The sequence below is a fragment of the Pantoea sp. VS1 genome (assembly GCF_002207995.1).
Lineage (GTDB): Bacteria > Pseudomonadota > Gammaproteobacteria > Enterobacterales > Enterobacteriaceae > Pantoea > Pantoea dispersa.
In genome coordinates this window covers 16,909-42,613 of the sequence record NZ_NHZE01000004.1, presented here as the reverse complement: position 1 = coordinate 42,613, position 25,705 = coordinate 16,909, and the positions used below count along the sequence as shown (strand labels likewise).

The following is a 25,705-nucleotide window of genomic DNA, read 5'->3' as shown; positions in this document are numbered from 1 at the left end:
TACACCTCCGTTCGCTGCTCCCGGTGCGGAAACCCCTGTTTGGTTTATCCGCAGCCTTGTTAATTAGCTGTGATGATTTTGCTAAATACTGTCTTACACCACTTCTCATGGAGATAACATATCTGGTGTATTATTTTTCCAAAAAAAGAATAAATTTCACTCCGGATGGCGAGCCCGATCACAAAATCAGTGGGGGTTGCGGATGCGCCTGGACACTGTGAAAGGTTTTTAATGATTGTATTAAAGGGGTTTTTAAACGGATTTGGGGTGATTGCAGGCAAATAAGCGATCCAGATCGCGCTGTGCGAAAAATTGCGCGCCACCTGTTGACAATTTAGTCACAACAGCACAATTCTCATCACACAATTTATCACATTTATAACATTGTACGACGATGAATATCGTCGCTGTTCACCCTGAGAGGTCACGTTATGTCCGAGGTCTCAATCTTAACGCAGCAGCTGGCACGCAAACGTCGGCGGCGCTACACGCTCAGCGGCGTGGTGATCGTGGCGCTGGTGGCTGCCATGGCGCTGGATACCAAAGTAGTGCGCATCGGTTCGGCGGACGACGCGCGTCAGCAGGGCTTCTCCGCAGACAGCTACGGGCAGAAAACCTTTCCCGGCATCCAGCAGGATGTCGAAGCGCGCGCGGTGGATGCCGCCACGCTGGCGGCCGCACTGAACAGCGATCGGCAGCAGGCGGTGGCCAGATACGGTGTCGGCTCGCCGCTGCCGGTGCTGCCGGTCAAACTGCAGGGCGTGGTGCAGCCGGGGCAGATGGGTGTTTTCCCGTTACAGGTCGCCGGTCTGCCGGCGGGCACGCAGCTGCGGTTGCAAACCGGTCCGGCAATCACCGGCACCGATCTGCGTGATGCCAGCGGCAAAATTCAGTTTGGTGATTTTACTAATCAGATCGAATACCAGAACGCTGGTGCGGCGATTAACCGCGCCATGAAAGCGGCGGTACTGGAGAAACTGGACCGCGACGCGCTGCCGGGCAAAACCGTGCAGGTGGTTGGCGTGTTCCGTCTGCTCAGTCCGACCAACTGGCTGATTACGCCGGTGCGCGTGGAGGTGCAATGAAACCGTTCAACGTCAACCCGGCGCTGCTGAAAGGAGAAGTGATTCTGCAGGCGCGCAACGTCAGCAAAGTTTATGGCTCCACCCATGCACTGAAAGGCGTCAATTTTGAAATCCGCCGCGGCGAAGTCACCACGCTGTTCGGTGAAAACGGCGCCGGTAAATCGACGCTGATGAAAATTCTTTCTGGCGTGATTACGCCAACATCCGGGGAAATTCTGTTAAACGGCGAAGCAAAGGTGTTCCGTTCGGCCACCGAGGCGCGCGACTGTGGTATCTCGATTATTCATCAGGAGCTGAATCTCGCGCCCAACATGAACGTGCGTGACAACATTTTTATGGGGCGCGAAATCATGCGGCCCGGCGGGGTGGATTATGCCGAAGAGGCGCGGCTGACCCGCCATCTGATGGCGGCGCTGGAGGAGGAGATAGATCCGCTGACGCCGGTGGAGAACCTGCGTCTCGGGCAGCAGCAGATTGTGGAAATCGCCCGCGCGCTGTCGGTGAATTCACAAATCCTGATCATGGATGAACCGACCTCGGCGCTTAGCGCAGCGGAAGTGGCGGTGCTGTTTCAGGTCATTCGCGATCTGACCAGTCAGGGCGTGGCGATTGTGTATATCTCACACCATCTGGAGGAAGCACTGGAGATCACCGATCGCGCAGTGGTGCTGCGCGACGGCGTGATGACCGCCTACGCCCGGCGCGACGAGATCGACCTCGAATGGATCGTGCGTAACATGGTGGGAGAGCACTTCGACCTCGGTTCACCGCCCGGCGGCTATGCCTTCGGCGGCGACGCGCTGACGGTGCAGGCGTTAACCGTGAAAAGCAAAACCGGTATCCGGCTGGTGGATCAGCTGTCGCTGACGGTGCAGGCCGGCGAGATTGTCTGCATTTATGGCCTGATGGGCGCGGGGCGCACCGAGCTGCTGGAGTGTCTCGCCGGACGGCTGAAGCAGAGCAGCGGGCACATCCTGCTGCAGGATACCGAGATCTCCGCGCTGTCGCTGTCGCAGCGCATCAAAATGGGGCTGGCGCTGGTCCCGGAGGATCGCCAGCGCGACGGGCTGGTGCAGACCATGACGGTGGGCGAAAACCTGTCGCTGGCCAGCATCAGCGAGTTTGTGCGCGGGCTGGTGCTGTCAACGCGACGGGAGAAACAGCTGATCAGTGACAGCATCCGTAACGTGACGGTCAAGACTGCCGGCGGTGAGGCGGCTATCGGTTCCCTGTCCGGCGGCAATCAGCAAAAGGTGGTGATCGGCAAAATGCTCGCCACCCGACCCAAAGTGATTCTGCTGGATGAACCGAGCCGCGGCATCGATATCGGTGCCAAAGCCGAAGTGTTTCGTCTGCTGGCGGAGAACGCCAGCAAAGGGCTGGCGGTGGTTTATACCACCTCAGAAGTGGGCGAGTGCCTGAGTATCGCGCACCGCATCGTGGTGATGAGCAAAGGGCGCATCTCGGCCATCTTCGACGCCAGCGTGAGCAAAGAACGCATTATGGCCGCTTCGGGCGAGTCTCTGGTGGCATGACATGAAAAACGGAGCAAACGGTATGACTGACAGAACCCAAACGCTGGATAGCGCACCGCGGGTGGCGAAACCGGCCAGCGGCAAGCGCCTCAATCTGGCGCGGCTGCTGCTGGAAGGGCGTGCCTTTATCGCGCTGCTGGTGATTATCGCCACTTTCTCCCTGCTATCGCCCAATTACTTTACCGGCGCGAACTTCCTCACCATGGCGTCGCATGTGGCCATCTTCGGTTTGCCGGCGATCGGCATGCTGCTGGTGATCCTCAACGGCGGGATTGATTTGTCAGTCGGCTCGACGCTGGGACTGGCCGGCGTGATGGCCGGCTTTATGATGCAGGGCATCAACCTTGAAGCGCTGGGCGTGGTGCTCTATCTGCCGGTGTGGGCGGTGGCAATTCTGACGCTGGTGCTGGGCGCGCTGGTAGGGCTGGTCAACGGCGTGCTGATTGCGATTTTTCGCGTCCCGGCGTTTGTCGCCACGCTCGGCACCATGTATGTGGCGCGCGGTATCGCGCTGCTGATCACCAACGGTCTGACCTACAACAAACTCTCCGGCAGCGAAGCGCTGGGCAATACCGGTTTTGACTGGCTCGGTTTTAACCGCCTGTTCAACATCCCGGTCGGCGTGCTGGTGCTCGGCGCAGTGGCGCTGGCCTGCGGCTTCCTGCTGAGTCGCTCGGCGTTTGGCCGCTGGCTGTATGCTTCAGGCGGTAACGAGCGCGCCGCCGATCTCTCCGGCGTGCCGGTGAAACGCATCAAGATCAGCGTCTACGTGCTGTCGGGTATCTGTGCGGCGATGGCCGGGCTGGTGCTCTCTTCGCAGCTGACCTCCGCCGGTCCGACCGCGGGCACCACCTACGAGCTGACCGCCATTGCTGCGGTGGTGATTGGCGGTGCGGCGCTGACCGGAGGACGCGGTAACGTGCGCGGCACGCTGCTGGGCGCATTCGTGATTGGCTTTCTCTCTGATGGCTTAGTGATTATCGGCGTTTCTGCCTACTGGCAGACGGTGTTCACTGGCGCCGTGATTGTGCTGGCGGTATTGCTCAACACCCTGCAATACGGCCGGCGCGGTCGCTAACCCTGTGCGCGCTGGCAGGCTGGCGCGCGAGTAACCGTAAAACAAACCTGTACCCTAATAATAACGGAGCACCTATGTTCACTAAACGTCTGTTTATCGCCGCCGCCGCGATGGCCATCTCCACCTTTGCCTTACCCAGCTGGGCCAACAACGGCCTGATGACCATCATCGTCAACGATCCCTCGAACCCATACTGGCTGACTGAGGGCCAGGTCGCGCAGAAGGCGGCGGAGAAGCTGGGCTACAGTGCCAAAGTTAGCGCGCACAAAGGGGATACCAACACCGAAAGCCAGCTGATTGATACGGCGATCACCAATAAATCCAAGGCGATTATTCTCGATCCGGCGAATGCCGACGGCTCGATTGGATCGGTGAAGAAAGCGATTGCCGCCAATATTCCGGTGTTCGTGATCAATGCCGAACTGAACCAGAGCGGGCTGGCTAAAGCGCAGCTGGTGTCGAATAACGCCCAGGGCGCGGCAGTAGGCGCGATGGAGTGGGTGAAGCAGGTGGGTGACAGCGCCAGTTATGTCGAGCTGGTGGGACCGCCGTCGGATAACAACGCCGCCACGCGCGCCAACGGTTTCGATACCGTGCTGTCTCAGTACCCGACGCTGAAGAAAGTCGGCCAGGAAGTGGCGAACTGGGATCGCACCCAGGGCTTTAATAAAATGCAGTCGCTGCTGCAGGCTAATCCGAACATCAAAGGGGTGATCAGCGGTAACGATGAGATGGCGCTGGGTGCTATCGCCGCCCTGAAGGAGGCCGGCAAACTCAGCCAGGTCAAAGTGGGTGGGTTTGACGGTTCACCGGATGCGGTCGACGCGGTTAAAGCCGGTACGCTGGCCTATACCGTGATGCAGCCGGTAGCGCAGTTCGCACAGAAGGCGGTAGAGCAGGCGGACACTTTCCTCAAAACCGGCAAAACCGGTGTTGCACAGGAGAAGCAGCTGTTTGACTGTATCCTGATCACCAAAGACAACGCCGGTGATTTCGTTTCGCCGTTTGTCCTGAAGCAGTAAGTCAGATTACCGATGGCGGCATTTTAGCCGTCATCGGTTGCCTGCTGCGCGCCTGATTTGCAAAAGAAACGTTTACGCGCTGTAATCAAAGCCGAAACTGCATTTCCGCTTCACTTTCCGGACGAAACATGGCGCATAACCCGCAAGAGACCTCCGCTGGTCACTTCCTGAATGAAACCTTACCGGGCGACAGCCGTCAGGCGCGTCAGCTGGCACGACGCCAGCTCATAGCCGAAGCCGTGATGGCCGAAGGCGCGGTGCGTATCGAAGATATTACTGAGCGCTTCGGGATCAGCCTGATGACCGCCCATCGCGATATTGATGAGATGGTCGAGCGCGGGCTGCTGCATAAATCACGCGGCGTGGTCTCCGCCACACCAACCAGCCTGGTGGAATCCAGCGATCTCTACCGTGCCACGCGCCAGCTGGAAGAGAAGCAGGCAATTGCCGAAGTGGCCGCTGGCTACCTTGAACCCGGCCAGGCGCTGTTTCTGGATGATTCCACCACCGTGCTGCAGATGGCGCGGCTGCTGCCAGCCAAAGCGCCGCTCACGGTGATCACCAACTCGCTGACGTTAATGAATGAATTACGCAACGGTCGCGATATCACCCTGATGGGGCTCGGCGGCCAGTTTCATCACTGGTGTAACGCCTTTATGGGGCGCATGACGCGAGACGAAATCGCCAGCCTGCGCGCCGATGTGTTTTTTGTCAGCATGTCGGCGATTATTGATGATGCGGTGTTTCACCAGTCGGCCGAGACGGTGGAGACCAAGCGCGCGATGTTCGAGGCAGCGCAGAAGCGCATCCTGATGATGGATAACACCAAGTTTGAGCGGCGCGCGCTGCATCGCTTTGCTCACCTGAGCGAGTTTGATGTGGTGATCGTTAATCAGGGCACGCCGGTGCCGGTGCTGCGTCGCCTGCAGGAGCTGGGGGTGAATGTGGTGGTGGCACCGATGAAAACCGGGCAGGGACGCACAGAGGCGTAATGCCCGGTTCGCGCGTTAGCCAAGGCCGATGAAGAAGCCGGCAATGGTGGCGCTCATCAGATTAGAGAGCGTTGCGGCGATCAGCGCGCGCAGGCCCAGCCGCGCGATTTCCGGGGTGCGCTCCGGTGCGACGGCAGAAAAGGCGCCGACCACCACGCCAATCGAACCAAAGTTAGCAAAGCCGCACAGGGCGAACGAGACGATGGCGATGGTTTTGCCGTCGAGCGCGCCCGCCTGATGCAGATAAGGTGAAAAGCTGATGTAGGCGACAAACTCGTTCACCACCAGTTTCTGACCTATCAGACTGCCCGCCAGCGCCGCATCGTGCCACGCCACGCCCATCAGCCACGCCAGCGGGGCCAGCGCGAAGCCGAGTATTCCCTGCAGGCTGATGTCGCCGTGACCAAACCAGCCGCCGATGCCGCCAAGTATGCCGTTGAGCATCGCGATGATACCGACAAACGCCATCACCACCGTCGCCAGACCGGCGGCTATTTTCATCCCGGTAATCGCTCCGCTGGCGGCGGCTTCAATCAGGCTGCGTGCCGGCGTGTCGCTAAACGACAGGTGGGTAAAAGTCACCTGCGACGCTTCCGTTGCCGGACTGAGCAGCCGGGCGAACAGAATGCCGCCAGGAATGGCCATCAGCGAGGCGGCCAGCAGATATTCAATCGGTACCCCTAGCCCGGCATAGCCGAGCATAGTGGAACCGGCTATTGAAGCCATGCCGCTGCAGATGGCGGTGAACAGTTCGTTGCGATTGAGACGGTTGACGAAGGGTTTGACGATGGCCGGAATCTCGTTCTGGCCGAGGAAAATGGTGGTGACCGCCACGAAGGATTCGATCTTACTGATATTGAGCGCGCGCTGAAAGATGCCGCCGAGCAGGCGAATGATGGCGCCCATCACGCCAATATAGTAGAGCACGCTAACCAGCGCGGTGATAAAGATGATGGCCGGCAGAACGTGAAAAGCAAACACAAAGCCGGCGCCGTTAAACACCTTGTCCATTTGCGGTCCGGCCAGCGCGCCAAATAGAAACGCGCTGCCCGCATCACTGTAAGCCAGCGCCTGATGCACGCCGCTGGCGACTTTTTCCGCCAGCCATTTGCCCGGCGGCAAATAGAGGATCGCGCCGCCGAGGGCAATCTGAATCAGTAACGCGGCACCCGTGGTGCGCAGACTGATGTGTTTTTTATTTACTGACAGCAAAAACGCGATCGCCAGTAATACCACCATACCCAGAACACTTCTCATTATATCCATCATGATATTTCCTGATGTCAGCCTGGTGAGGTTGCATAGCGGTATGGGCGACCACTTTCTGCCCATATTGTGGGGTTAAAGGATTAGCGGTACCTGCGCACGCAGTCTTCGACTAAATCCCAGAACCAGGCGGTATCCAGCGTGATGCCCACTTTGGTGTTTGCCGGTTTCCCCAGCACACCCAGCGCATCACACACCGTGCGGCCATAGCAGGGACCGCTGTTGACATCGATTTCGACAAACATCGGCTGAACGTTGAAGGCATCCGGATTGATCAGATAGGCGACACAGGTGGCGTCATGCACCGGGCCGCCTGCCAGACCGTAATTGTCGTGCTGGGTTTTCAGCGTAAAATTCATCATATCGCTGAACAGCTTTCCGGCCGGGCCGCCGGCCTTTTCCATGCGGCTAATGATGTCCGGCGTGCACACCGTCTGGTGCGTTAAGTCGAGACCCATCATCACCAGCGGGGCGCCGGCGGTAAATACCACGCGCGCGGCTTCCGGGTCGGCAAAAATATTGAACTCCGCCGACGGGGTAAAATTACCGGTGCCGTAAGCGCCGCCCATCAGCACGATTTCACGGATTTTAGGAATGATTTTCGGCTGCATGCGCATCGCTACCGCAATATTAGTGAGCGGGCCGACCGGCACCAGCGTGATATCCCCATCGCTGTTCATCAGCGTATCAATAATAAAGTTCACCGCGTGCTTTGTTTCCGCTTTACGCGTCAGCGGGCCGAACACCGGGCCGTCAAGACCGGTTTCGCCGTGAATATTATCGGCGACGATCTGCTGGCGCATAATCGGCTGCGGCATACCGGCATAAACTGGCGTGTCAATATTCAGCGTCTGGCAAACGTTCAGGCCATTAACCAGCGTTTTGTCCAGAATTTGATTGCCCGCCACGATACTGATACCGAGCAGTTCTATCGAAGGATGTTTCGCGGCCAGCATGATGGCGATGGCATCATCATGACCGGGATCACAGTCCAGAATAATTTTACGTGCTGTCATGGTTTACTCCTCAGCTTATTTAGTTATCACCTTAATTTCATTGCATAAATTTTCCGGTGCGGTAGGGTAGAGGCCTTCACCTTAGCAGCGGCGTGACACGCCAGAGTATGAGAAATCTCATAGTGGACATCGAATGATGAAAGAAATAAATAATGACGCGCTGAAGCAGCAGTTAATAATGGCGTCCGGCTATTGCGATAAATTTTCAGCCGATGTGATCCCGCACACACATTTATTTCATATTCTTGCCGGGGACTATATTGTGCGCGAGGGGGCTCTGCCGGCGTATATGTTTTATCTGGCGCGTGGTCGCACCAAACTGTATGTCACGCTGGCAAACGGCCGTATTTCGCTGGTGGATTTCTTTAATGCGCCCTGTTTTATTGGCGAGATTGAAGTGCTGGATGAAACGCATACTTCACGCGCGGTGCAGGCGATTGAAGCCTGCTGGTGCCTGGCGCTGCCGGTGAAAACCTGCCGCACGCTATTGTTAAATGATGCACAGTTCCTGCGCCACGCCTGTCTCGGTTTAGTGAAAAAGAATTTCCGCAATATTGTTACCTCAACGCGCAATCAGGCGTTTCCGCTGGTTAACCGGCTGGCGGCCTTTATCCTGCTGACCCAGCATGATGGTGTGTATAAAGAGAAGCATACGCAGGTGGCGGAGTACCTTGGCGTGACCTATCGCCACCTGCTGTATGTGTTTGCGCAGTTCAGCGCAGAAGGGGTGCTGCGTAAGCAGCAAGGAGGTTATGCGATCGCTAACCGCGCGGCGCTGACGGCCTTAGCCGAAGAGATGGAGCCCGGCGCAGCGCTGCCGGGTCACTGAGGTTTATGCGCCCTGGCGGGTGGCCGCCAGCACGATTTCCCGCACGCAGACCGACTGCGGCTGTGAATAGGCGTAATCGATGGCGCTGGCCACGTCGTCTGCGCTGAGCACCTTGCCGCCCATTTCGGCTTTCCACGCGTGATAACCTTCCTTAATTGCTTCGCTGGTGGTGTGACTCAACAGCTCGGTTTCAACTGCGCCCGGCGCGATAACGATCACGCGTACATTGTGCGGCGACAGCTCTTCGCGCAGGTTCTCTGACATGCCATGCACAGCGAATTTAGTGCCAACATACACTGCGTGATTAGGAAACGTCTTCCGTCCGGCCACTGAGCTGATATTAATGATCGTGCCGCTTTTACGGTCAATCATGCCTGCGGTGACCGCCTGCACGCCATTGAGCAGGCCTTTCACGTTGACGTCGAACATCTTATCCCATTCGCCGGCATCCTGTTGTTCAATCGCGCCGAGCAGCATCACGCCCGCATTGTTAATCAGCGCATCAACCGGGCCAAACTGCTGCTCAGCATCATGCACTGCGGCGGAAAATGCGTGGCGATCGGTCACATCAACTGCGCGGCACAGGGCGTTGGGCAGGTTCAGTGCCGTCATACGATCGATACGGCGAGCCAGCAGCAGCAGGGCATGTCCACGCGCCGAAAGCAGTTTCGCCGTGGCAAGACCGATACCGGAGCTGGCGCCGGTGATGACGATTAAGGGTTTAACATTCTGCGTCATAATGACTTCCTCATAGATAAAATTAATGGCGAAGCTGAGGCGTGCACTTTAAATCGCGCGGCAATTGGTGAAAAATGGTTTATTTCTTTCGCCGATATAATGATTTTCTATGGATAAGCGACAGCTAAAAGCTTTTATTTGCGTGTTTGAAGAGCGCAACATCACGCGCGCCGCACACTTGCTCAACCTGACGCAGCCCGCGCTCTCGGCCACGATCAAACTGCTGGAAGAGGAGCTGGCCACCACGCTGTTTATCCGCAGGCCGCGCGGCGTGGAGGTCACGGAGGACGCTCGCGTCCTTTATCCGCAGGCGCGCAAGATGCTCAGCGATATGCAGGCGCTGGTCACACGCTTTCGGCAGCCGTCGGATTGCCTGCCGCTGAAGATTGGCGTCGAAGGGGATGTCGCGCCCGCCCAGCTGGCGCAACTGCTGACGGCCATCCGGCAACATTTTCCCACGGTGCTGCTTAACGTCGAGCCCGGCTGCGTGGGCGATATCCGGCTGGCGTGTGAAAGCCTGCGCTGCGAAGACGAGCTGTTTATGCCGCTGTTTGAAGAGCACTACGTGCTGGCGTATCCCGCCAGTCATGCGCTCAATCAGCTGGAAACGCTGACCCATGATCAGTTGCATCCGCTGCCGTGGGTGATGGTGCCGACTGATGAGTCACATCAGCGGCTGCTGCCGTTTTACGGTGCGGGTGCGGCCGCGGCCAACGCCGGCAGCTACGCGCTGGCGCTGGATCTGGCGGAAGCCGGCTTTGGCGTCACCATTGCGCCGGCGCCGCTGGTTGCCGCGCGGCATCGCCTGGCCTGGCGCGCTTTACCCGGTCAGCCGCTGATGCGGCGTGTCGGCATTTGCTACGCGGTTCAGGCGCAGGCCAATCCGGCGGTAGAACGGGTGCTGGCGCACTTCAGCCACGGCGTGTCTTTGCGTACTTCGTGATAGATCCGGTGCGCTGCCGGACGCACCGGATCAAAGCGGATCAGCCCGGGTTCATCATGTCAAAAATGGCGTCAAAATTGCCGTCGCGTTCGGCCCAGCGCCGCGCATGGTCGCGCTCCAGCAGCAGTTCGCCGCGCGCGACCGGGCCATTTTCCAGCATCTGCAAAATCTGCGCGATATAGTCGTCCAGCGGCATGGCGCGGGGATCGCTGAGCTGGTGATCACCGGTCAGCGCCGTCTGTAAATACGGCGGCAGCATTTCCAGCACCTCGACCGGGGTATTACGCAGCTGATGACGCAGCGAAACCAGCCAGGAATGCAGAAAGGCTTTGCTGGCGCAGTAGGTGGGAAAACTGGCCAGCGGCATGAAGGCCAGCGCGGAACTGGTTGCCATCAGCGTGGCCTGCGGCTGACGGCGCAGCAGCGGCAAAAACGCGGCGGTGACGCGAATCACACCGAGGATGTTGGTCATCACGATTTGCTCAGCAATATCACTGGTCCATTCGTCCGCCGTCACCGTTTCCGGCTGCGAGATACCGGCGTTGGCGATCAGCACGTTGATATGCGGAAACTGCGCGTGGATCGCCGCGGAACAGCGGGCGAGGGCGGTGGCGTCATTAACGTCCAGAGCAAAGCCAGTAATGGCCGGGCGCTGGGCGGTGATCTCATCGAGCAGCGCCTGACGTCTGCCGGTGATAATGACGCGGTTTCCGCGATCGTGAAAAACCTCGGCCAGGCGGCGGCCAATACCGCTGGTTGCGCCGGTGATGAGCAGGGTGTTGTTGGTCAGTTTCATAGTGTGCCTTGTCAGTCAGAGAATGAAAGGCCACGTGCGGTGATGCACTGCTAGCGATCCCGATAAACAGGATGCGTAGAAAGCGTGAACGATGCCGTGGCGCTGTTCCGGTTTTCCTCTGCGCAGAGGCCCATTCCGGTTCAGGGCGCGTTGGATGACGGTAACGCCTACGGCAAGTCAGAAGTGAGATGCGCGCTTAATATATAGCGAGCCGGGGAGGGATGTCTATCCTGTCGTCCTGTTCCTACAGCCTGTGGCGGTGTGTCTGATTCATGCGGAGGTGCAGGTGTGACATTTTCACTGCAAACCTTTCCAGACGACCGACAATGAAAAAGATCTTATTAACCCTGAGCCTCAGCCTGGCGAGTGGATTATTGAGTGGGATGGCGCAAGGCGCTGAGAATACCTGTGAATACAACCCCGGAAGGGGGCCTAAAAACATGACTATCCCACTTATAACTACGAATATAACCGTAGGTGCAGATGTTGCAGTGGGCGATGTAATCCATCGGCAGCAAGTCGCTATTTCAGCTTCTTCCCGCTCATGGCTTAAATGCGTGCCGGGCAATTCTGCCGTTCCCTTTTACGTAGATCAATATCTAAATCTAACCAATACCCCAGCGCTTATCCCAGGGTGGGCTGGAAGATATGCTGGCTCAGTCTATCAGACTTCAGTGCCAGGTATAGGTGTAGCCCTGGTCAATGATGATGGAGAGATGTTGGGTAGCGCAATTAACAGTTCACCATTGAAAAAATGGTCATATATAATTGACGAAATAATTTGGGCTAACGTAGGTAATAGGGTTTCACTAATATTTATCAAAACAGGTGTGATAAGTGGCGGTGCTATTGATGGCGCACTCCTGCCCACACTGATTTTAACTGCAAAAAGTTCAGCCCCAGTAGTTGGATTGCCCACTGAGGTCTATAAAGAAAATTTCAGTGGCCGTATCAATGTAACATCAGGCACTTGTAAGACCCCTGATGTGATAGTGCCAATGGGTAGTTATGATACCAGTAAGTATTTTAATGGACAGGTGACAGCAGCTCCCTGGCATCCCTTTAATATTTTACTGACTAACTGCCCATCTTTTTATGGCACTTATACCAGCGAAGCTGATCCACCGCTTTTCAACGTGGGAGGGGATAATAATACAGGTGCGCTATCACAAAACAGTTTCAATCTACAAGTTTCGCCTACGTTTGGTGCTAATAATGCTCAACTGGGCATAATCAATCTAAGTAATGAAGAGAATACAGCGAGTGGTATCGGTATCCAATTGGCCACCGGCGAGACTACAAATCCGTCACCAGCGCCTTTCAATTTGAATTCCAGCTACGTGATGAACGTGAAGAGCTCGAGTCCCGGTACACAGCTCATTCCTTTACAGGCACGCTATATCCAGACCGGCACAACTGTCACGCCGGGTAAAGCAAATAGCAAGGCGATGTTCACGATCAGCTATCACTGAGGGGTGATGAATTTGTCGCGACAGCGCGCTTACTCTAATCATCACAACCGGATGCTTTTGCAGATAAGCGCAGGCCCGTTAAGTGATGTGGTTGTCAGGTAACGGTATGAGGACCTGGGGATTGTTACGAGTCAAAACACCGGCGGACATCTCGATTTAGCCGGCATCATTAAATGGCGCATAATGTATATTATGTTAAATAAGATATCTGATCACGTATATCAATCCTTCAGTTTCGCCCTTCACGCCTCTTACCTATCCCACCGGTCTGTTTAATTGACACCACGACGTTATCCTGGTGCGCATCAATGCGCACCCTACAGCTGACTGCCCGGTCAGCTTCGCGCTTCGTCGCTTATCTCCTCTGCACGCCGGGCCAGCTGTGGTTGTTACATTCTGAAGGCGTCATCGGGCCGTTTTCCTGCTAAATCTCGTTGCAATCTTTGCAACAGCGAGGTCAAACGTTCGGCGATGTAATCGGTAAATTCTGCACGTCCCAGCGTTCTGGCAAATACCTGCTGGGGTATGAAACGGCGCATCTCGTTGTAAAAACGTCCGTCTTTGACGATATTTTCGATACCAGCCAGCCGCTGTTTTAATAACTTTTCATAGTCAGGAATCCGGTAATCCTCGATTTTTTGCCGAATCCACCCCACATCATACGCAGCGCCTTGCTGCATCAGCCACGGTAAATCCCAGACATCGCGGTAACGAAGATATTTGGTGGTCGCAACCAGGGAAATAAGCTTATCACTCATGATTTCGTCGAGACTTTCACACATCACCAGCGTATCGCTGTAGCCATCCGGCAACACCGGATAATTGCGGCTCAGCGGCAACGGTTTGCGACTGTAAGCGGGAATATTAGCAACTTCGACTTTGATGGGTTGCTTAGGCATATCGCGTTTTTCGGGTGCTGTCGTCACGGAGACCTGCCATTTATCGACCCTAATCTCTTCATAGCCGGGCTGGCGGCGAAGTTCTGCCGGCTCTTTGACCGTAACTTCTAAACCGTAACGCGTGCCGAGATAGTCTTCGATACAGACCTTCATGTTTTTTAAATCTGCACCGGAAAAGTTGATGCCGCCGGCGAAATCCAGATCCTCGCTAAACCGATTGCCGTCATAACATAGCCGCAAAGAGGTACCGCCCTGGAACGTCAGATTTTGCAGCAGACCCGCTTTATCCAGACAGTAAAGGATGTCGTAGTGTAAAAGCTCTTTTTCCACTACGTTACGCATACCCTCGAGTTGCGCTGAAGCCATGGCCTTAGCGACCAGTTCAGTGAAACTGACTTTCTGATTCATCGTTCGTTTCCGCCTCATCAATCAGATGCGTATTACGCCCCACCCGACGTAAATCGCGCAGTGCGGCTTTTTTGGTTGCCAGGCGCAAAGGTGACTCGCCCAAAATGGTGTCCTGCAAAATTTGTTCAGGCGATCGTTTGGTATGCGTGAATTCGATCACGCCATAAGGCGTAATGTGTTCTTCAGAACGGCCCGTGGTCATAACGGTAAGACGCCCCATCGGGATTTGTGAAATTACACCGTAAGCCGATAACGCCGATTCCAGGCTCAGGTAGCTGTATTCTCCTCTGCGCAACGTCTGGACGATTCTTTCCAGCGTGTAAGCGTCTTTACTTCTCGCATAGGCGTAAACATAGACGCCACGGCTGGCGCGCTGCAGGATGCCGTCCTTCACCAGACGGTTCAAGCCAGCATTGAAAGCCTTGTCACTGTCGTCATAAAAGACTTTGGCTAAATCACGAACAGCAAAGACATAGCGCCCCTGCCTGTCAAACGCGTTAAGCCGCTCGATTGCCGTCATTTTGTTCATATAAGTCTACGGGAAAACCACATTTATAGAGTATTCATGTTTACATGATTTGCCCTGCACCGTCAAGTTCACATGAATACCAGCAAAAAGTAGTATTCATGTGCACTTAATCCGCCTGTTTAAAATCGGACAACTCTCCGTGCGTGTTACCAAAATCGCATGCCGGTTAAATGCAGGGTTCTGGCGATGCCACCGACAGCGATCAGCGCCAGCACAATGCCCAACCCCGCCATCGCTTCAAATCCAAGGTGTCTGAACAGCAGATAACCGACAACGCAGCCGGAAAGAAATGAGAAAATCGTGACCAGATGAGTAAAAAGCACAGTTCGGTGGCCATCGCGATCGGCGGCCTCGCTTTGACTGAACGATGCGCGCAGCCAGGAGCCTAACGCGATGCCGGCGTCGGTCAGTGTGCCGGTCACGTGCGTGGAGCGAACGCGACCGGAGGAAAGCTGGGTCGAGGTTGAATTATGGATGCCCATCAGCAAACTCAGCGTAACCAGAATTTCGCCGTTGTTTCGTTCGGAATACCACAGAATTTCTATCAGGGAGGTCAGCAGCAGGAAAATACCCTCGGCCAGCAGCACCAGACAGTAAATGGTGCGCAGATTCCGCTTCAGGCCGTAAGCTACCGTCAAACGCGCCAGCATGGCACCGCAGACAAAAGCAAAAATCAGCACGGCCAGAAACAGCAGATCGTGCAGGTCAGAACCATTCACCTCTGCCGAAATTTGCGAGGTATTGCCGGTCATATGGGAAGGGAAAAAACCAAATGCGCCAAACGCCATGGCGTTGAGGATACCGGCCGTGGTGGCCAGCGTTAACGCCAGCAGGCGGTCTTCGCTGTGAGAGCGGATTTTCTTCTTGCGCAACAGCATAATCTATTCAGCACTCCTTTGAGAGATTCTCGGGTTGGTCGGGTCTCATCCTTATCAAGCATAGCGGCTATGCTCCGACTCACGTCTAATCCTCTGCTTTTATTACTTTTAAATCCTCCGCTGCTACATCGTGTCGCTGTCATTTTCTTGTCATTTCCACGTCAGCGGAATGTTGGTCCCCGGCGCTTACAGTGGTGCATGAACCCCGATTAATTATGAGGACCGATCATGACATTACGCAAAATCACGGCGCTGACGGCGCTGGTAATCTCAGCCCTGAGTGCCGGACTGGCGCACGCCGACAGCGCTACAGCGCCGCAGGAAGTAAAAAATATTGTGCTGGTCCATGGCCTGTACGCTGATGGCTCCAGCTGGGGCAAAGTCATCCCACTATTGCAGGCGAAAGGTCTGCACGTCACTGCATTACAAAACCCAACGACGTCGCTGAATGATGACGTGGCGGCGGTGAAACGCGCGCTGGCACAGCAGAACGGACCGGTGATTCTGGTTGCGCACTCTTATGGCGGCATGGTTATCAGCCAGGCGGGCGATGAACCTGAAGTGAAGGGGCTGGTGTACATCGCAGCGCGCGCGCCGGAGGCCGGTGAAGATTATCCGGCGCTCACCAAAAAGTTCCCTGCTGCACCGGTTGCCGCTGGCCTGAAGTGGCGTGACGACGGTTTTGGCGCGCTCAGTGAACAGGCGTTTATCCACGACTTTGCCGGCGATCTGCCGGAAAGCGAAGCGCGGGCTTATTACGCCGTTCAGCAACCGATGGGTAAAGCCATTACCCAGGCGAAAACCAGCGTGGCGGCCTGGCATAGCAAACCGAGCTGGTATGCGGTGTCGACGGAGGATCACACTATCAATCCGGATCTGCAGCGCTTTATGGCGAAACGCATGCATGCGCAGACCATCGAACTCAAGGCCAGCCATGTGTCGCTGATTTCCCAGCCGCAGGCGGTGGCAAATCTGATCATGAAAGCCGCCCACGTACCAGGGTATTGAGCGCACCCTTACCGGGTGCATGTTTGATAGCGGCGCAATTTATTGCGTGATAAATCGCGCCGCTACCAGAGGTGCGCGCCCTGCCTCACGAATGCGCTGGGGCACTCTTCATATCCAGTTCATAAACCACACAGGGCTGGTCGTAATGCTGCTCGATACCGCGATAGCGCATACCCAGCCGCTGCATCACCCGATGGGATGCAAGGTTTTCCGGATGTGCCACCGCCACCAGATAATCCACTTCAATCTGCCCGGTAGCAAACTGCACAATCGCCGTAGCGGCTTCGGTGGCATACCCTTTCCCCTGACTGCTGCGCAACAGTCGCCAGCCAATTTCCAGCGGCGCCTGTTCCTGATGGGCCAGATGCTGCAGACAAGCTGCTCCGACGATGTCATCGCTGCTCTTCTCGCGCAGTGCCCACCAGGAAAAACCATAGCGCTGCCAGCGTTGCTGCACGCGCTCAATGGTCGCCAGCGTCTCGTCCTCGCTCTTCACCTGTCCCTCATTGATATAACGCATGATTTCCGGGTCATCATCCATCGCGCGCAAGCCGGCGAGGTGGCTTAGCGCAAAAGGTTCCAGTCGTAAGCGTTCTGTTTCAATCACTGCCTGCATAACTCTCTCCCCGGGTTGTCCTGTTCGCCACCGGTAGTGGCTATGTAGTTAGCGCATCATCGCCTTTGTGCGCGTCCGTTACCGGCCAGGCTCCTGACATTAACGGACAACATTGCCAGCGTCATCACAATTTCCAATGACCGGTCAGCTTGTAACCTCATCAACCTCATGACAATATCGCTACATGTATATACATGTATGTTTCGTGACATTTACCACTGACTAACAAGAAAAATCAATGACTAACCACCTTTAGCCGTTCCAGCGAGGAAACTATGTCCGCTCAGATACCTGCCGCAGATTATTCAGGTGCAGAGAAACAGCGCCTGTCAGAAACACGTTCCATTGATTACATCCCGCTCAGCGAGCGTCACGGGCATCCGTTTAGCCAGTTCACGTTGTGGTTTGGCGGCAATTTGCAGATCACCGCCATTGTTACCGGTGCGCTGGCGGTGGTACTGGGCGGCGATGTGGTGTGGTCGATTGTCGGTTTACTGGTGGGACAGATCGTCGGCGCGGCCATCATGTCGCTGCACGCGATTCAGGGCCCGCGTCTTGGCCTGCCGCAGATGATCACCAGCCGTATGCAGTTTGGCGTGTTTGGCGCGGTGATCCCGCTGGTGCTGGTGTGCATTATGTATGTTGGCTTCTCGGCCAGCGGCACGGTACTGGCCGGCCAGGCGCTGGCGAAGCTGGTCAACGTCAGCAATGCAGCCGGCATGATCATCTTCAGCGCCATCATCATTGTGATTGCGGTGCTTGGCTATCGGGTGATTCATAAACTCGGCAAAGTGGCTAGCGTCATCGGCGTGCTGGCCTTTGTTTACCTGTTCATCACCCTGCTCTCCAGCCACGATTTAGCGGCCGTCTGGCAAAATCAGCACTTCAGCGTTGCCAGTTTTCTGCTGGCGGTATCGCTCTCCTCGTCATGGCAGATTGCGTTTTGCCCGTATGTGTCGGACTACTCGCGCTATCTGCCGGTGGATGTCTCCGCGAAAAAGCTGTTCAGTTCGGTGTTTTTTGGCACCGTGCTGGGCACGCAGGCATCCATGACGCTGGGCGTCATTGTAGCTGCAATTGCGGGTAAAGCGTTCTCCGGTAATGAAGTGGGCTACATCGTCGGGCTGGGCAGCAGCGCTACCATGGCGATGGTTATCTACTTCGCCATCTGTTTTGGCAAAATCACCTTCACCACGCTCAATGCCTACGGCAGCTTTATGTCGCTGACCACCATTGTGTCCGGTTTTCGCCAGCAAACCGCGATCAGCCGTGGCGGACGTATCCTGTTTGTGGTGCTGATGGTCACGATCTCCTGCATCATTGCGCTGCTCAGCGAACCGGCGTTTCTCAAATCATTTACCCACTTCCTGCTGTTCCTGCTGGCCTTTTTTGTGCCGTGGAGCGCCATCAGCCTGACGGATTTTTATCTGATTACCAAAGGGAAAGTCGATGTGCCCGCGCTGTCGCAACCGGATGGCCGCTACGGTCGCTGGAACTGGGCCGGCATTATCATTTACTTCCTTGGGGTGCTGGTACAGCTGCCGTTCATTGATAACCCGCTGCATCATGGTTCCCTGACGTGGATTTTTGCCGGCAACGATGTGTCATGGATCATCGGCTGGTTTGTTACCGCGCTGCTGTGGCTGGCCGCACGTCGCTTTGATCGCCGCGGGAAACTGGCCGACTCTGTTTATCCTCAGTGACGTTGTCACATATTGGTGCTGCGGCGCGTGTTTTCGCGCCGCCCGCATCGGCAATATCCTGATAATGCCGTAAACGCTGCGGCACGCTACACTGCTGATCGCCCTTTCGAGAATGCAGGAGTCATGGATGCCAGCCTCAGCGCTTTCACTGTTCACCCCGGCCACGCAACAGTGGTTTCGCCGCACTTTCCCGGCGGCGACCCCCGTACAACAGGAAGCCTGGCGCGCCATCGCCAGCGGACAACACTGCCTGGTGATTGCTCCAACCGGCTCCGGCAAAACGCTGGCGGCATTTCTGCATGCGATCGACGCGCTGTTTCGCGAGCGCAGCCGTGACGAACCCGTAGCGCGCAGTCACAAGACGCGCATTCTGTATATTTCACCGGTTAAAGCGCTTGCGGCTGACGTGCAGCGTAACCTGGCGCTACCGCTGGCGGGCGTTGCCGCTGAGCGCGCGGAATTGGGTGAGGCGGAAATCACGCTGGAGGTCGGCATGCGCTCCGGCGACACGCTCAGTGCCGAACGGGCAAAGCTGCAGCGCCGGCCGCCGGACATCCTGATTACAACCCCGGAATCGCTTTTCCTGCTGCTGACGTCAAAAGCCCGCGAAACGCTGCGTGGCATCTCGACCGTGATTATTGACGAAGTTCATGCGGTGGCGGGAAGTAAACGCGGCGCCCATCTGGCGCTCAGCCTGGGACGGCTCGATGTATTGCTGGCGCAGCCTGCTCAGCGCATTGGCCTGTCGGCCACCGTGCGACCGCCAGAAGCGGTGGCAGCTTTCCTCGGTGGCGCGGGTATTGCGCGCATCGTCAACCCGCCGGCGCAGCGGCCGCTGCAGCTGACAATTACCGTGCCGGTAGAGGACATGACGGACATCCAGCAGCGTCCCGATGCGCGCGCCGCGCAGGAGAGCAGCCTCGCCGCCGGTTCCATCTGGCCGCATATTGAAGCCGGCATTCTGGATGAGGTATTGCGCCATCGCGCGACTCTGGTGTTTACCAATTCGCGTGGGCTGGCGGAGAAACTCACCGCACGGCTCAACGAACTGTATGCGCGACGCTCCGCGCCAGAGCATGGCGTTACGGAGCCCGCCCTCGCCTATGGCTCTTTTAGTGGTGGAACCGAAAAACGCGCCACGCCTGCTGAAGCGTATATTGCCCGTTCGCATCATGGCTCGGTGTCGAAAGAGCAGCGGCTGGAGATTGAGAACGCCCTGAAAGCCGGCGAACTGCGCTGCGTGGTGGCGACATCCAGTCTTGAACTGGGAATTGACATGGGTGATATCGATCTGGTGATTCAGGTCGGGGCACCGCCTTCGGTGGCCAGCGCGCTGCAGCGTATTGGCCGGGCCGGTCACCAGGTCGGCGGTACGCCGAAAGGCATTATCTGGCCGCGCACGCGCCGCGATCTGGTTGATGCGGCCGTGACGGTGGACGCAATGCTGGCAGGTGAACTGGATGCTATCGCTTTGCCACACAATCCGCTCGATATTCTCGCCCAGCATACGGTGGCGGCGGCGGTCATGGACACCCTGTCCGTCGAGGCGTGGTATCAACAGGTACGTCGTGCCGATCCGTTCAAAACGTTACCGCGTAACGCCTTTGATGCAGTGCTGGATATGCTGTCTGGCCGCTACCCTTCGGACGAGTTTGCTAACCTGCGCCCGCGCATCATCTGGGATCGACAACAGCAAACCTTAAGCGGCCGCCCGGGCGCGCAGCATCTGGCCGTCACCAGCGGTGGCACCATTCCGGATCGTGGCATGTTCAGCGTGATGCTGCCGGAGGGCGAAGAACAGTCTGGTGCGCGCCGGGTCGGCGAACTGGATGAGGAGATGGTGTATGAGTCGCGGATTAACGACATCATCACGCTTGGCGCCACCTCGTGGCGCATCCAGCAAATTACGCACGATCAGGTGGTAGTGGTGCCGGCACCCGGTCGCTCGGCGCGCCTGCCCTTCTGGCACGGCGACAGTCTCGGGCGTTCGGCGACACTCGGCGAAGCCATTGGCCGCTATTTGCGACATGCCGCCAGCGGGGTGTTGCCCGGCAGCGACAACCTTGACGCCAATGCCCGACACAACATTCGTGCGCTCATCGACGAACAGATTGCCGCCACAGGCCTGGTGCCTGACGATCGCAATTTGCTGATTGAGCGCTGTCGCGATGAAACCGGCGACTGGCGCGTGATTTTGCATTCCCCTTATGGTCAGCGCGTGCATGCGCCATGGGCGCTGGCCATCGCTGAGCGGATTGGCCGCCAGATGGGGCTCGATCCGGCCGTGGTCGCCAGCGATGATGGGATTGTCGCGCGCTTCCCTGACAGCGAAGGCCGGGTGCCAGGCGCTGAACTGTTTTTGTTTGTGCCGGACGAACTCCAGCGACAGGTGACGGCTGCGGTGGGACAGTCTGCGCTGTTTGCCGCCCGCTTCCGCGAATGCGCCGCGCGCGCCTTGCTGCTGCCGCGCCGCAATCCCGGTAAACGTTCTCCGCTGTGGCAGCAGCGGCTGCGTGCCGGGCAGCTGCTGGAAGTGGCGCGGCAGTTCGACGATTTCCCAATTTTGATCGAAACCGCGCGTGAATGTCTGCAAGACGTGTATGACCTGCCGGCACTGCATCAGCTGATGGCACGGATACAACAGGGCGAGGTTAAGCTGACTGAAGTTACCACCGATACGCCCTCGCCGTTTGCTGCGCCGCTGCTGTTTGGCTATGTCGCCGAATTCATGTATGCCAGCGATGCGCCGCAGGCGGAACGGCGCGCCTCAATGCTGGCGCTCGACAGCACGCTGCTGAGCGATCTGTTGGGCCAGGTTGAGATGCACGAGCTGCTGGCACCCGAGGTGGTGGCACGCGTTGAGCAGGAACTTCAGCGCACCGTTTCCGATTATCAGGCCAGCACTCAGGAAGCCGTGGTTGATCTGCTGCGCGAGCTGGGGCCGCTCACTGTGCCGGAAATCACGGCGCGCTACAACGGCGAGGCGGCGCTGATGCCGCTGCTAACCACGCTGCAACAGGCGCAACGCATCATTCAGGTTACGATTGCGGCAGAGACGCGCTGGGCTGTCGCCGAAGATGGCGTGCGGCTGCGCGACGCACTGGGCGCGGCGCTGCCAGCTGATCTGCCCGCCGGGCTGCTCGCGCCGGTGGCCCGTCCGCTGCATGACTTACTTAATCGCTATCTGCGCACCCACGCTGTCGCCACCAGTCTGCAAATCGCTGCCCGCTTTGGTCTGGGCCGCGCCGTGGTCGACCACACGCTGGAAGAGCTGCGTCAGCAGCAACGCGTACTGAAAGGCGATTTCCTCTCGCCTGCGGTCGATGCGTCAACGCAGTGGGTAGCGGAAAGCGTATTTCGTCGTTTGCGCGTGCGATCGCTACAGGCGGCGCGTGAGGCCACTCGACCGGTCGAAGCGCCGGCGTACGTGGCTTTTCTGCTTGAGCGCCAAGGATTGCTGAGCGACGTCGCGGCAGCTGCGGCACAGGGCGCCTTTGCCGGTATCAACGGCGTGGTGCGGGTGATTGAACAGCTGGCTGGCGTGGCGCTGCCGGTTTCGCTGTGGGAAAGCCAGATTTTGCCGGCGCGGGTGCGTGATTATCAGCCAGCGATGCTGGATGAGCTGCTCTCTTCCGGTGAAGTCATCTGGAGTGGCCAGCGGGCCCCTGGCGCGCAGGACGGACTGGTTTCACTGCACCTGAGTGAGTTTGCCAGCGAAACGTTACCGGTGCCAGATGAGGGCAATAATGTGACATTGTCACCTTTGCAGCAGGCGATTGTGGCGCAGTTACAGGACGGCGGCGGCTGGTTCGCCCGCGAGCTGCTGCCGCGCGTGATGGCGCAGCCTGAACATGCTGTCGATCCCAGCGAAGTCTTTGCCGCGATGTGGGAGCTGGTATGGCGCGGCTATCTGACCATGGATACCTGGGCCGCGCTGCGCCAGCTCAGCACCACCAGCCACACGCCGCGTCCACGCCCGGCCCGTCCTGCGCGCAGCCGCCACAGTCGGGCCAGTTTCGCGGCCAGCCGCAGTGCTGCTGCGCAGCCCTCGCTCAACAGCATGGCCGGACGCTGGTCGCTGATTGTGCGGCAGCCGCTGACCGACACCGAACGCGCCCTGGCGCTGACTGAAAATATGCTCGACCGCTTTGGCGTGATCACGCGCGGTGCCGCCGTGGCAGAGCAGATTCCCGGCGGGTTTCCGGCGTTGCAGCCGCTATTGCGCGGTATGGAGGATGCCGGACGGCTGCTGCGCGGGCGCTTTGTTGCCGGTATGGGCGGCGCGCAGTTTGCTGAAAATCCGGCCATCGATCGGCTGCGCCAGCTCGGCAGTGCGCAGGCCACGCACCCGCCAGTGGCGCTGGCGGTGCTGGATCCCGCCAATCCCTTTGGCGTGCAACTGGCGTGGCCGCTCAGCGTCGGTGGCGTGCGGCCTACCCGCCGCAGCGGCGCACTGGTGGTGATTGGCGATGGGCGCGTTATGTTGTGGCTGCCGCCGGGTGGTAAAGAGCTGTTAACTTTTGGCGACATGAGTGAGGAGCAACGCCAGGCCGCGATCGTGGCGCTGGGCCAGGCCTTACGCCGGGAGAAGACCCACAGCTTCATTCTCGAACGGGTGGACGATCAGCCGGCCAGCCAGTCATCGCTGCTACCGGCCCTGAAAGCCATCGGCTTTTCCCGCGTGCCGAAAGGTTACAGCTGGTATGGCTAAACCTGCAGGCGGTAACGATGCTGCTGCAGGCGTTCGGCCTGACGCGGCGTGGCCACCGGCCAGCTAAGTTGCGGAAACAGGTATAACCGGATGCTGAACAGATGAAACAGCGGCAGCAGCAGCGCCTCGTCACGCTGCGCCAGCTGTTCCAGCTGCATCAGCAGCACATCGAGCTCCTCCTGCAAATCCTCATGCGGCGGCGTCTGCAGTGACTTCAGCCTGCGCTTAAGAAACAGTCCCAGCTCGTGAAACATCTGCCCGCTGTCCAGCTGATAACGGCTCAGCAGCGCCTGATGGCGCGCATAGTAGTCAAAGCTATTGACCCCCAGCCACACCTCGGTCAGCAGCATTCCCGCCGGCGCCATATCGGACTGCGGATCAAGGTGCAGGCGTGGCAGCACCACGTTGACCTTATCCAGCATCAGGCCAATAAAACGCTGGCGTCCCAGCAGCGATGAGCCGTTGCGCTCAATCTCCTTGATAAAGCGCAGCAGTTCACGCAGGCCGTGACGCACGGCACGGCGCGCGGTCCACGATGGCCGCTTATTGCGCATCAGCGCGGTCAGGATCACCGCAAACAGCACGCCGGCCATTGAAGCAATCGCGTTATTCACCAGCAGCACCAGATCGGGTTTCAGATGATGTCCGAGCCCGATAAAGCCGGGGATCTGAATCGCCACGCTCAGACCGATCATGTTGCTGGCCGGTCGCGCAATCATCAGTCCGAGCAGCAGCAGACCCGGGGCCAGGCAGAGGATCAGCGCCTCGAACGAGGTTGCCTGCGGCAGCAGCAGCGCGACATAAATCACGCTGATAAAGATCGCCACGATCACCCCACGGATAAACAGCTTCATTGAGGTCAGCGGCGTATCGAGGCTGGCGAAGAAGGAGCTGAGAATCGCGGCCATCACTGGCGCTGATGCCCCGTCGCGCCAGCCGGTCGCCATCCACAACAGACAGGAGCCAAAGGTGGCGCAAAATGCCGTCAGCGCCGAGAGCCGAATCAGCCCTTTGTCGAAAAAGCGATGCGTGCGTTTACCGCGCGCCAGCGTGGTGTCGCCTGACAGATCGCTTACCAGCCCGCCCACGCTCTGGTAAGCCCCGGCGATACGCACAAAATCCACCAGCCGTTCCAGCAAGCCGGTAAACAGCAGGCAGTGTTCGGTAGACAGCTCGCCGTTGCGCCACGCTGCATTCAGCCGATCCTGACAAAGGCTCAGCTCCAGCTGAATGCCAATGACATCGCCCACCGCTTCGCCGTCATTCAGCCACAGCAGGAACTGTTGCAGGGTCTGCTCAACCCAGGCAGGAAAGGCAATCTGGCGCGCCGCCAGCCGCTGCAGCCGCATCTCAATCGCCGTCAGCGTGGGGATTAAGTATGAAAGATGCTGATACTGCGTGCTGACCAGGCGAATCAGCCGCCGGGCCGCGTCGCCCTCGTACACGCAATGGGTAATCAGGATCTCAACTTGCTGCGGATTAGTGGCCATGCGGGTGAGGATTTCGTCGCGTTCTGGCGATCGGTCAGCGGAAATGCCAGAGAGTAAATCGCGGCACAGCTTGCGCCCGTTGAGATACCACTGGCTGACGCTCTGCTCCAGCAGACTGCGCATCGAGACCGGAAACAACAGCGCGTGCACCAGGCTGCTACACACAATGCCTAAAGTAATTTCCTCAATGCGCGACAGCACGGTACTGGTGATACCGAGCGGCGTCGTCACCTCCGGGAAACCCATAATCGCGGCGCTGTAGCCCGCCAGCATAAAAACATAGCTTTTCGGCGTGCGGTCGTGCAGCGACAGATAGAGACACAGGCTCACCCACAGTGAGATACACAGGCTGAACAGCAGCGGATGCGCCACGGTGAGCGGAAAGATAAAAAAGATGAAGACGCCACCGAGCAGCGTGCCGAGCAGGCGGAACAGCGATTTGGAGATGGTGGAGGCCGAATAAAGCTGCGATGCCACAAACACCGTGGTCAGCGCCCAGGCAGGACGATCAACATTCAGTTCAAGAGCCAGATACAATGCCAGAAAGGCGGCCAGACAGGTTTTTACGGCAAAAAAAACGGCGTTTTTCGAAAACCACTGCATGTCACGGAGACCAGAAGGCGCTAAGTGCGGCGTATCCTGCCAGAATCTGGCGGGCACTCATCCCGATAACTACGACAAATTGTTTCGT

General features: G+C 57.8%; 20 protein-coding genes. 11 read left to right on the top strand and 9 right to left on the bottom strand.

From position 1 onward, the window contains the following. Positions 1-431 precede the first annotated feature (431 nt). The 5 genes from CBW22_RS00835 to CBW22_RS00815 all read left to right on the top strand — a co-directional run bounded on the left by CBW22_RS00835 (position 432) and on the right by CBW22_RS00815 (position 5,712). A complete protein-coding gene (locus tag CBW22_RS00835) occupies positions 432-1,085 on the top strand; it encodes a DUF2291 domain-containing protein (RefSeq protein ID WP_021506049.1) in 654 nt (217 codons plus the stop codon). Continuing rightward, positions 1,082-2,620 (top strand): sugar ABC transporter ATP-binding protein, encoded by a 1,539-nt coding sequence (locus CBW22_RS00830; protein WP_021506048.1) that lies wholly within the window; start codon positions 1,082-1,084, stop codon positions 2,618-2,620. Before CBW22_RS00835 ends, CBW22_RS00830 begins: the two co-directional genes overlap by 4 nt. A gap of 22 nt (positions 2,621-2,642) precedes the next feature. Beyond that, positions 2,643-3,698, top strand: a complete 1,056-nt coding sequence (locus tag CBW22_RS00825; protein WP_058758647.1) for an ABC transporter permease — start codon at positions 2,643-2,645, stop codon at positions 3,696-3,698. Between the two features lie 74 nt (positions 3,699-3,772). Further along, positions 3,773-4,720 (top strand): D-ribose ABC transporter substrate-binding protein, encoded by a 948-nt coding sequence (locus CBW22_RS00820; protein ID WP_058758551.1) that lies wholly within the window; start codon positions 3,773-3,775, stop codon positions 4,718-4,720. Positions 4,721-4,848: 128 nt separating this feature from the next. Next, on the top strand, positions 4,849-5,712 hold the full coding sequence (locus tag CBW22_RS00815; RefSeq protein WP_021506045.1) for a DeoR/GlpR family DNA-binding transcription regulator: 864 nt from the start codon (positions 4,849-4,851) through the stop codon (positions 5,710-5,712). A gap of 15 nt (positions 5,713-5,727) precedes the next feature. Here the strand turns inward: CBW22_RS00815 and CBW22_RS00810 are convergent, their stop codons facing one another. Together CBW22_RS00810 and rihB are read right to left on the bottom strand one after the other, a co-directional pair. Further along, positions 5,728-6,978, bottom strand: coding sequence for a NupC/NupG family nucleoside CNT transporter (locus tag CBW22_RS00810; RefSeq protein ID WP_088515899.1), 1,251 nt, complete (start codon positions 6,976-6,978; stop codon positions 5,728-5,730). Positions 6,979-7,061: 83 nt separating this feature from the next. Further along, a complete protein-coding gene (gene rihB, locus CBW22_RS00805) occupies positions 7,062-7,994 on the bottom strand; it encodes a ribosylpyrimidine nucleosidase (RefSeq protein ID WP_088515778.1) in 933 nt (310 codons plus the stop codon). A gap of 136 nt (positions 7,995-8,130) precedes the next feature. Between rihB and yeiL the strand changes: the two genes are divergently transcribed. Then, the gene (yeiL, locus tag CBW22_RS00800) at positions 8,131-8,823 is read left to right on the top strand and encodes a transcriptional regulator YeiL (protein ID WP_088515898.1); all 693 of its coding nucleotides are present in this window, start codon (positions 8,131-8,133) and stop codon (positions 8,821-8,823) included. A gap of 3 nt (positions 8,824-8,826) precedes the next feature. Here yeiL and CBW22_RS00795 read toward each other — a convergent pair whose 3' ends face one another. Further along, complete coding sequence (locus CBW22_RS00795) at positions 8,827-9,561, bottom strand: SDR family oxidoreductase (RefSeq protein ID WP_088515777.1); 735 nt, start codon at positions 9,559-9,561, stop codon at positions 8,827-8,829. Between the two features lie 109 nt (positions 9,562-9,670). Between CBW22_RS00795 and CBW22_RS00790 the strand changes: the two genes are divergently transcribed. After that, complete coding sequence (locus CBW22_RS00790; protein ID WP_088515776.1) at positions 9,671-10,504, top strand: LysR family transcriptional regulator; 834 nt, start codon at positions 9,671-9,673, stop codon at positions 10,502-10,504. Between the two features lie 40 nt (positions 10,505-10,544). Here CBW22_RS00790 and CBW22_RS00785 read toward each other — a convergent pair whose 3' ends face one another. Continuing rightward, positions 10,545-11,300, bottom strand: a complete 756-nt coding sequence (locus CBW22_RS00785; protein ID WP_088515775.1) for an SDR family oxidoreductase — start codon at positions 11,298-11,300, stop codon at positions 10,545-10,547. A 326-nt stretch (positions 11,301-11,626) separates the two neighbouring features. Here CBW22_RS00785 and CBW22_RS00780 point away from each other — a divergent pair, with 326 nt between their 5' ends. Next, entirely contained in the window at positions 11,627-12,772 is a 1,146-nt protein-coding gene (locus tag CBW22_RS00780; protein WP_176428069.1) for a fimbrial protein, read from the top strand. 389 nt (positions 12,773-13,161) lie between these two features. On the opposite strand, the gene CBW22_RS00775 is transcribed toward CBW22_RS00780, so the two are convergent. From CBW22_RS00775 to CBW22_RS00765, 3 genes are all read right to left on the bottom strand, one after another. Then, the gene (locus CBW22_RS00775) at positions 13,162-14,079 is read right to left on the bottom strand and encodes a nucleotidyl transferase AbiEii/AbiGii toxin family protein (RefSeq protein WP_058769802.1); all 918 of its coding nucleotides are present in this window, start codon (positions 14,077-14,079) and stop codon (positions 13,162-13,164) included. Continuing rightward, positions 14,054-14,608 (bottom strand): type IV toxin-antitoxin system AbiEi family antitoxin, encoded by a 555-nt coding sequence (gene abiEi / locus CBW22_RS00770; protein ID WP_021506034.1) that lies wholly within the window; start codon positions 14,606-14,608, stop codon positions 14,054-14,056. Before abiEi ends, CBW22_RS00775 begins: the two co-directional genes overlap by 26 nt. Before the next feature lie 146 nt (positions 14,609-14,754). Next, positions 14,755-15,486: a YoaK family protein gene (locus CBW22_RS00765; RefSeq protein WP_088515773.1), complete on the bottom strand. Its 732-nt coding sequence runs from the start codon at positions 15,484-15,486 to the stop codon at positions 14,755-14,757. A 228-nt stretch (positions 15,487-15,714) separates the two neighbouring features. Between CBW22_RS00765 and CBW22_RS00760 the strand changes: the two genes are divergently transcribed. After that, positions 15,715-16,494, top strand: a complete 780-nt coding sequence (locus CBW22_RS00760; RefSeq protein WP_088515772.1) for an alpha/beta hydrolase — start codon at positions 15,715-15,717, stop codon at positions 16,492-16,494. Positions 16,495-16,579: 85 nt separating this feature from the next. Here CBW22_RS00760 and CBW22_RS00755 read toward each other — a convergent pair whose 3' ends face one another. Continuing rightward, positions 16,580-17,110 (bottom strand): GNAT family N-acetyltransferase, encoded by a 531-nt coding sequence (locus tag CBW22_RS00755; RefSeq protein WP_088515771.1) that lies wholly within the window; start codon positions 17,108-17,110, stop codon positions 16,580-16,582. Between the two features lie 275 nt (positions 17,111-17,385). Here CBW22_RS00755 and CBW22_RS00750 point away from each other — a divergent pair, with 275 nt between their 5' ends. Further along, a complete protein-coding gene (locus tag CBW22_RS00750) occupies positions 17,386-18,813 on the top strand; it encodes a purine-cytosine permease family protein (RefSeq protein WP_088515770.1) in 1,428 nt (475 codons plus the stop codon). A 127-nt stretch (positions 18,814-18,940) separates the two neighbouring features. Further along, positions 18,941-23,524 carry an ATP-dependent helicase gene (locus CBW22_RS00745; protein WP_088515769.1) on the top strand — a complete coding sequence of 1,528 codons (4,584 nt, stop codon included), beginning with the start codon at positions 18,941-18,943 and terminating at the stop codon, positions 23,522-23,524. On the opposite strand, the gene CBW22_RS00740 is transcribed toward CBW22_RS00745, so the two are convergent. After that, complete coding sequence (locus CBW22_RS00740) at positions 23,521-25,617, bottom strand: FUSC family protein (RefSeq protein ID WP_088515768.1); 2,097 nt, start codon at positions 25,615-25,617, stop codon at positions 23,521-23,523. The genes CBW22_RS00745 and CBW22_RS00740 overlap by 4 nt on opposite strands. Positions 25,618-25,705 lie beyond the last annotated feature (88 nt).

What these genes read in the sequence shown, in the direction of transcription:
- CBW22_RS00795 (WP_088515777.1), bottom strand. Translation starts at nt 9,561, where the DNA reads ATGACGCAGAATGTTAAACCCTTAATCGTCATCACCGGCGCCAGCTCC.
- CBW22_RS00765 (WP_088515773.1), bottom strand. Translation starts at nt 15,486, where the DNA reads ATGCTGTTGCGCAAGAAGAAAATCCGCTCTCACAGCGAAGACCGCCTG.
- rihB (WP_088515778.1), bottom strand. Translation starts at nt 7,994, where the DNA reads ATGACAGCACGTAAAATTATTCTGGACTGTGATCCCGGTCATGATGAT.
- CBW22_RS00820 (WP_058758551.1), top strand. Translation starts at nt 3,773, where the DNA reads ATGTTCACTAAACGTCTGTTTATCGCCGCCGCCGCGATGGCCATCTCC.
- CBW22_RS00745 (WP_088515769.1), top strand. Translation starts at nt 18,941, where the DNA reads ATGCCAGCCTCAGCGCTTTCACTGTTCACCCCGGCCACGCAACAGTGG.
- CBW22_RS00815 (WP_021506045.1), top strand. Translation starts at nt 4,849, where the DNA reads ATGGCGCATAACCCGCAAGAGACCTCCGCTGGTCACTTCCTGAATGAA.
- CBW22_RS00760 (WP_088515772.1), top strand. Translation starts at nt 15,715, where the DNA reads ATGACATTACGCAAAATCACGGCGCTGACGGCGCTGGTAATCTCAGCC.
- CBW22_RS00780 (WP_176428069.1), top strand. Translation starts at nt 11,627, where the DNA reads ATGAAAAAGATCTTATTAACCCTGAGCCTCAGCCTGGCGAGTGGATTA.
- CBW22_RS00775 (WP_058769802.1), bottom strand. Translation starts at nt 14,079, where the DNA reads ATGAATCAGAAAGTCAGTTTCACTGAACTGGTCGCTAAGGCCATGGCT.
- CBW22_RS00740 (WP_088515768.1), bottom strand. Translation starts at nt 25,617, where the DNA reads ATGCAGTGGTTTTCGAAAAACGCCGTTTTTTTTGCCGTAAAAACCTGT.
- CBW22_RS00810 (WP_088515899.1), bottom strand. Translation starts at nt 6,978, where the DNA reads ATGGATATAATGAGAAGTGTTCTGGGTATGGTGGTATTACTGGCGATC.
- yeiL (WP_088515898.1), top strand. Translation starts at nt 8,131, where the DNA reads ATGAAAGAAATAAATAATGACGCGCTGAAGCAGCAGTTAATAATGGCG.
- CBW22_RS00830 (WP_021506048.1), top strand. Translation starts at nt 1,082, where the DNA reads ATGAAACCGTTCAACGTCAACCCGGCGCTGCTGAAAGGAGAAGTGATT.
- CBW22_RS00835 (WP_021506049.1), top strand. Translation starts at nt 432, where the DNA reads ATGTCCGAGGTCTCAATCTTAACGCAGCAGCTGGCACGCAAACGTCGG.
- CBW22_RS00790 (WP_088515776.1), top strand. Translation starts at nt 9,671, where the DNA reads ATGGATAAGCGACAGCTAAAAGCTTTTATTTGCGTGTTTGAAGAGCGC.
- CBW22_RS00825 (WP_058758647.1), top strand. Translation starts at nt 2,643, where the DNA reads ATGACTGACAGAACCCAAACGCTGGATAGCGCACCGCGGGTGGCGAAA.
- CBW22_RS00785 (WP_088515775.1), bottom strand. Translation starts at nt 11,300, where the DNA reads ATGAAACTGACCAACAACACCCTGCTCATCACCGGCGCAACCAGCGGT.
- abiEi (WP_021506034.1), bottom strand. Translation starts at nt 14,608, where the DNA reads ATGAACAAAATGACGGCAATCGAGCGGCTTAACGCGTTTGACAGGCAG.
- CBW22_RS00755 (WP_088515771.1), bottom strand. Translation starts at nt 17,110, where the DNA reads ATGCAGGCAGTGATTGAAACAGAACGCTTACGACTGGAACCTTTTGCG.
- CBW22_RS00750 (WP_088515770.1), top strand. Translation starts at nt 17,386, where the DNA reads ATGTCCGCTCAGATACCTGCCGCAGATTATTCAGGTGCAGAGAAACAG.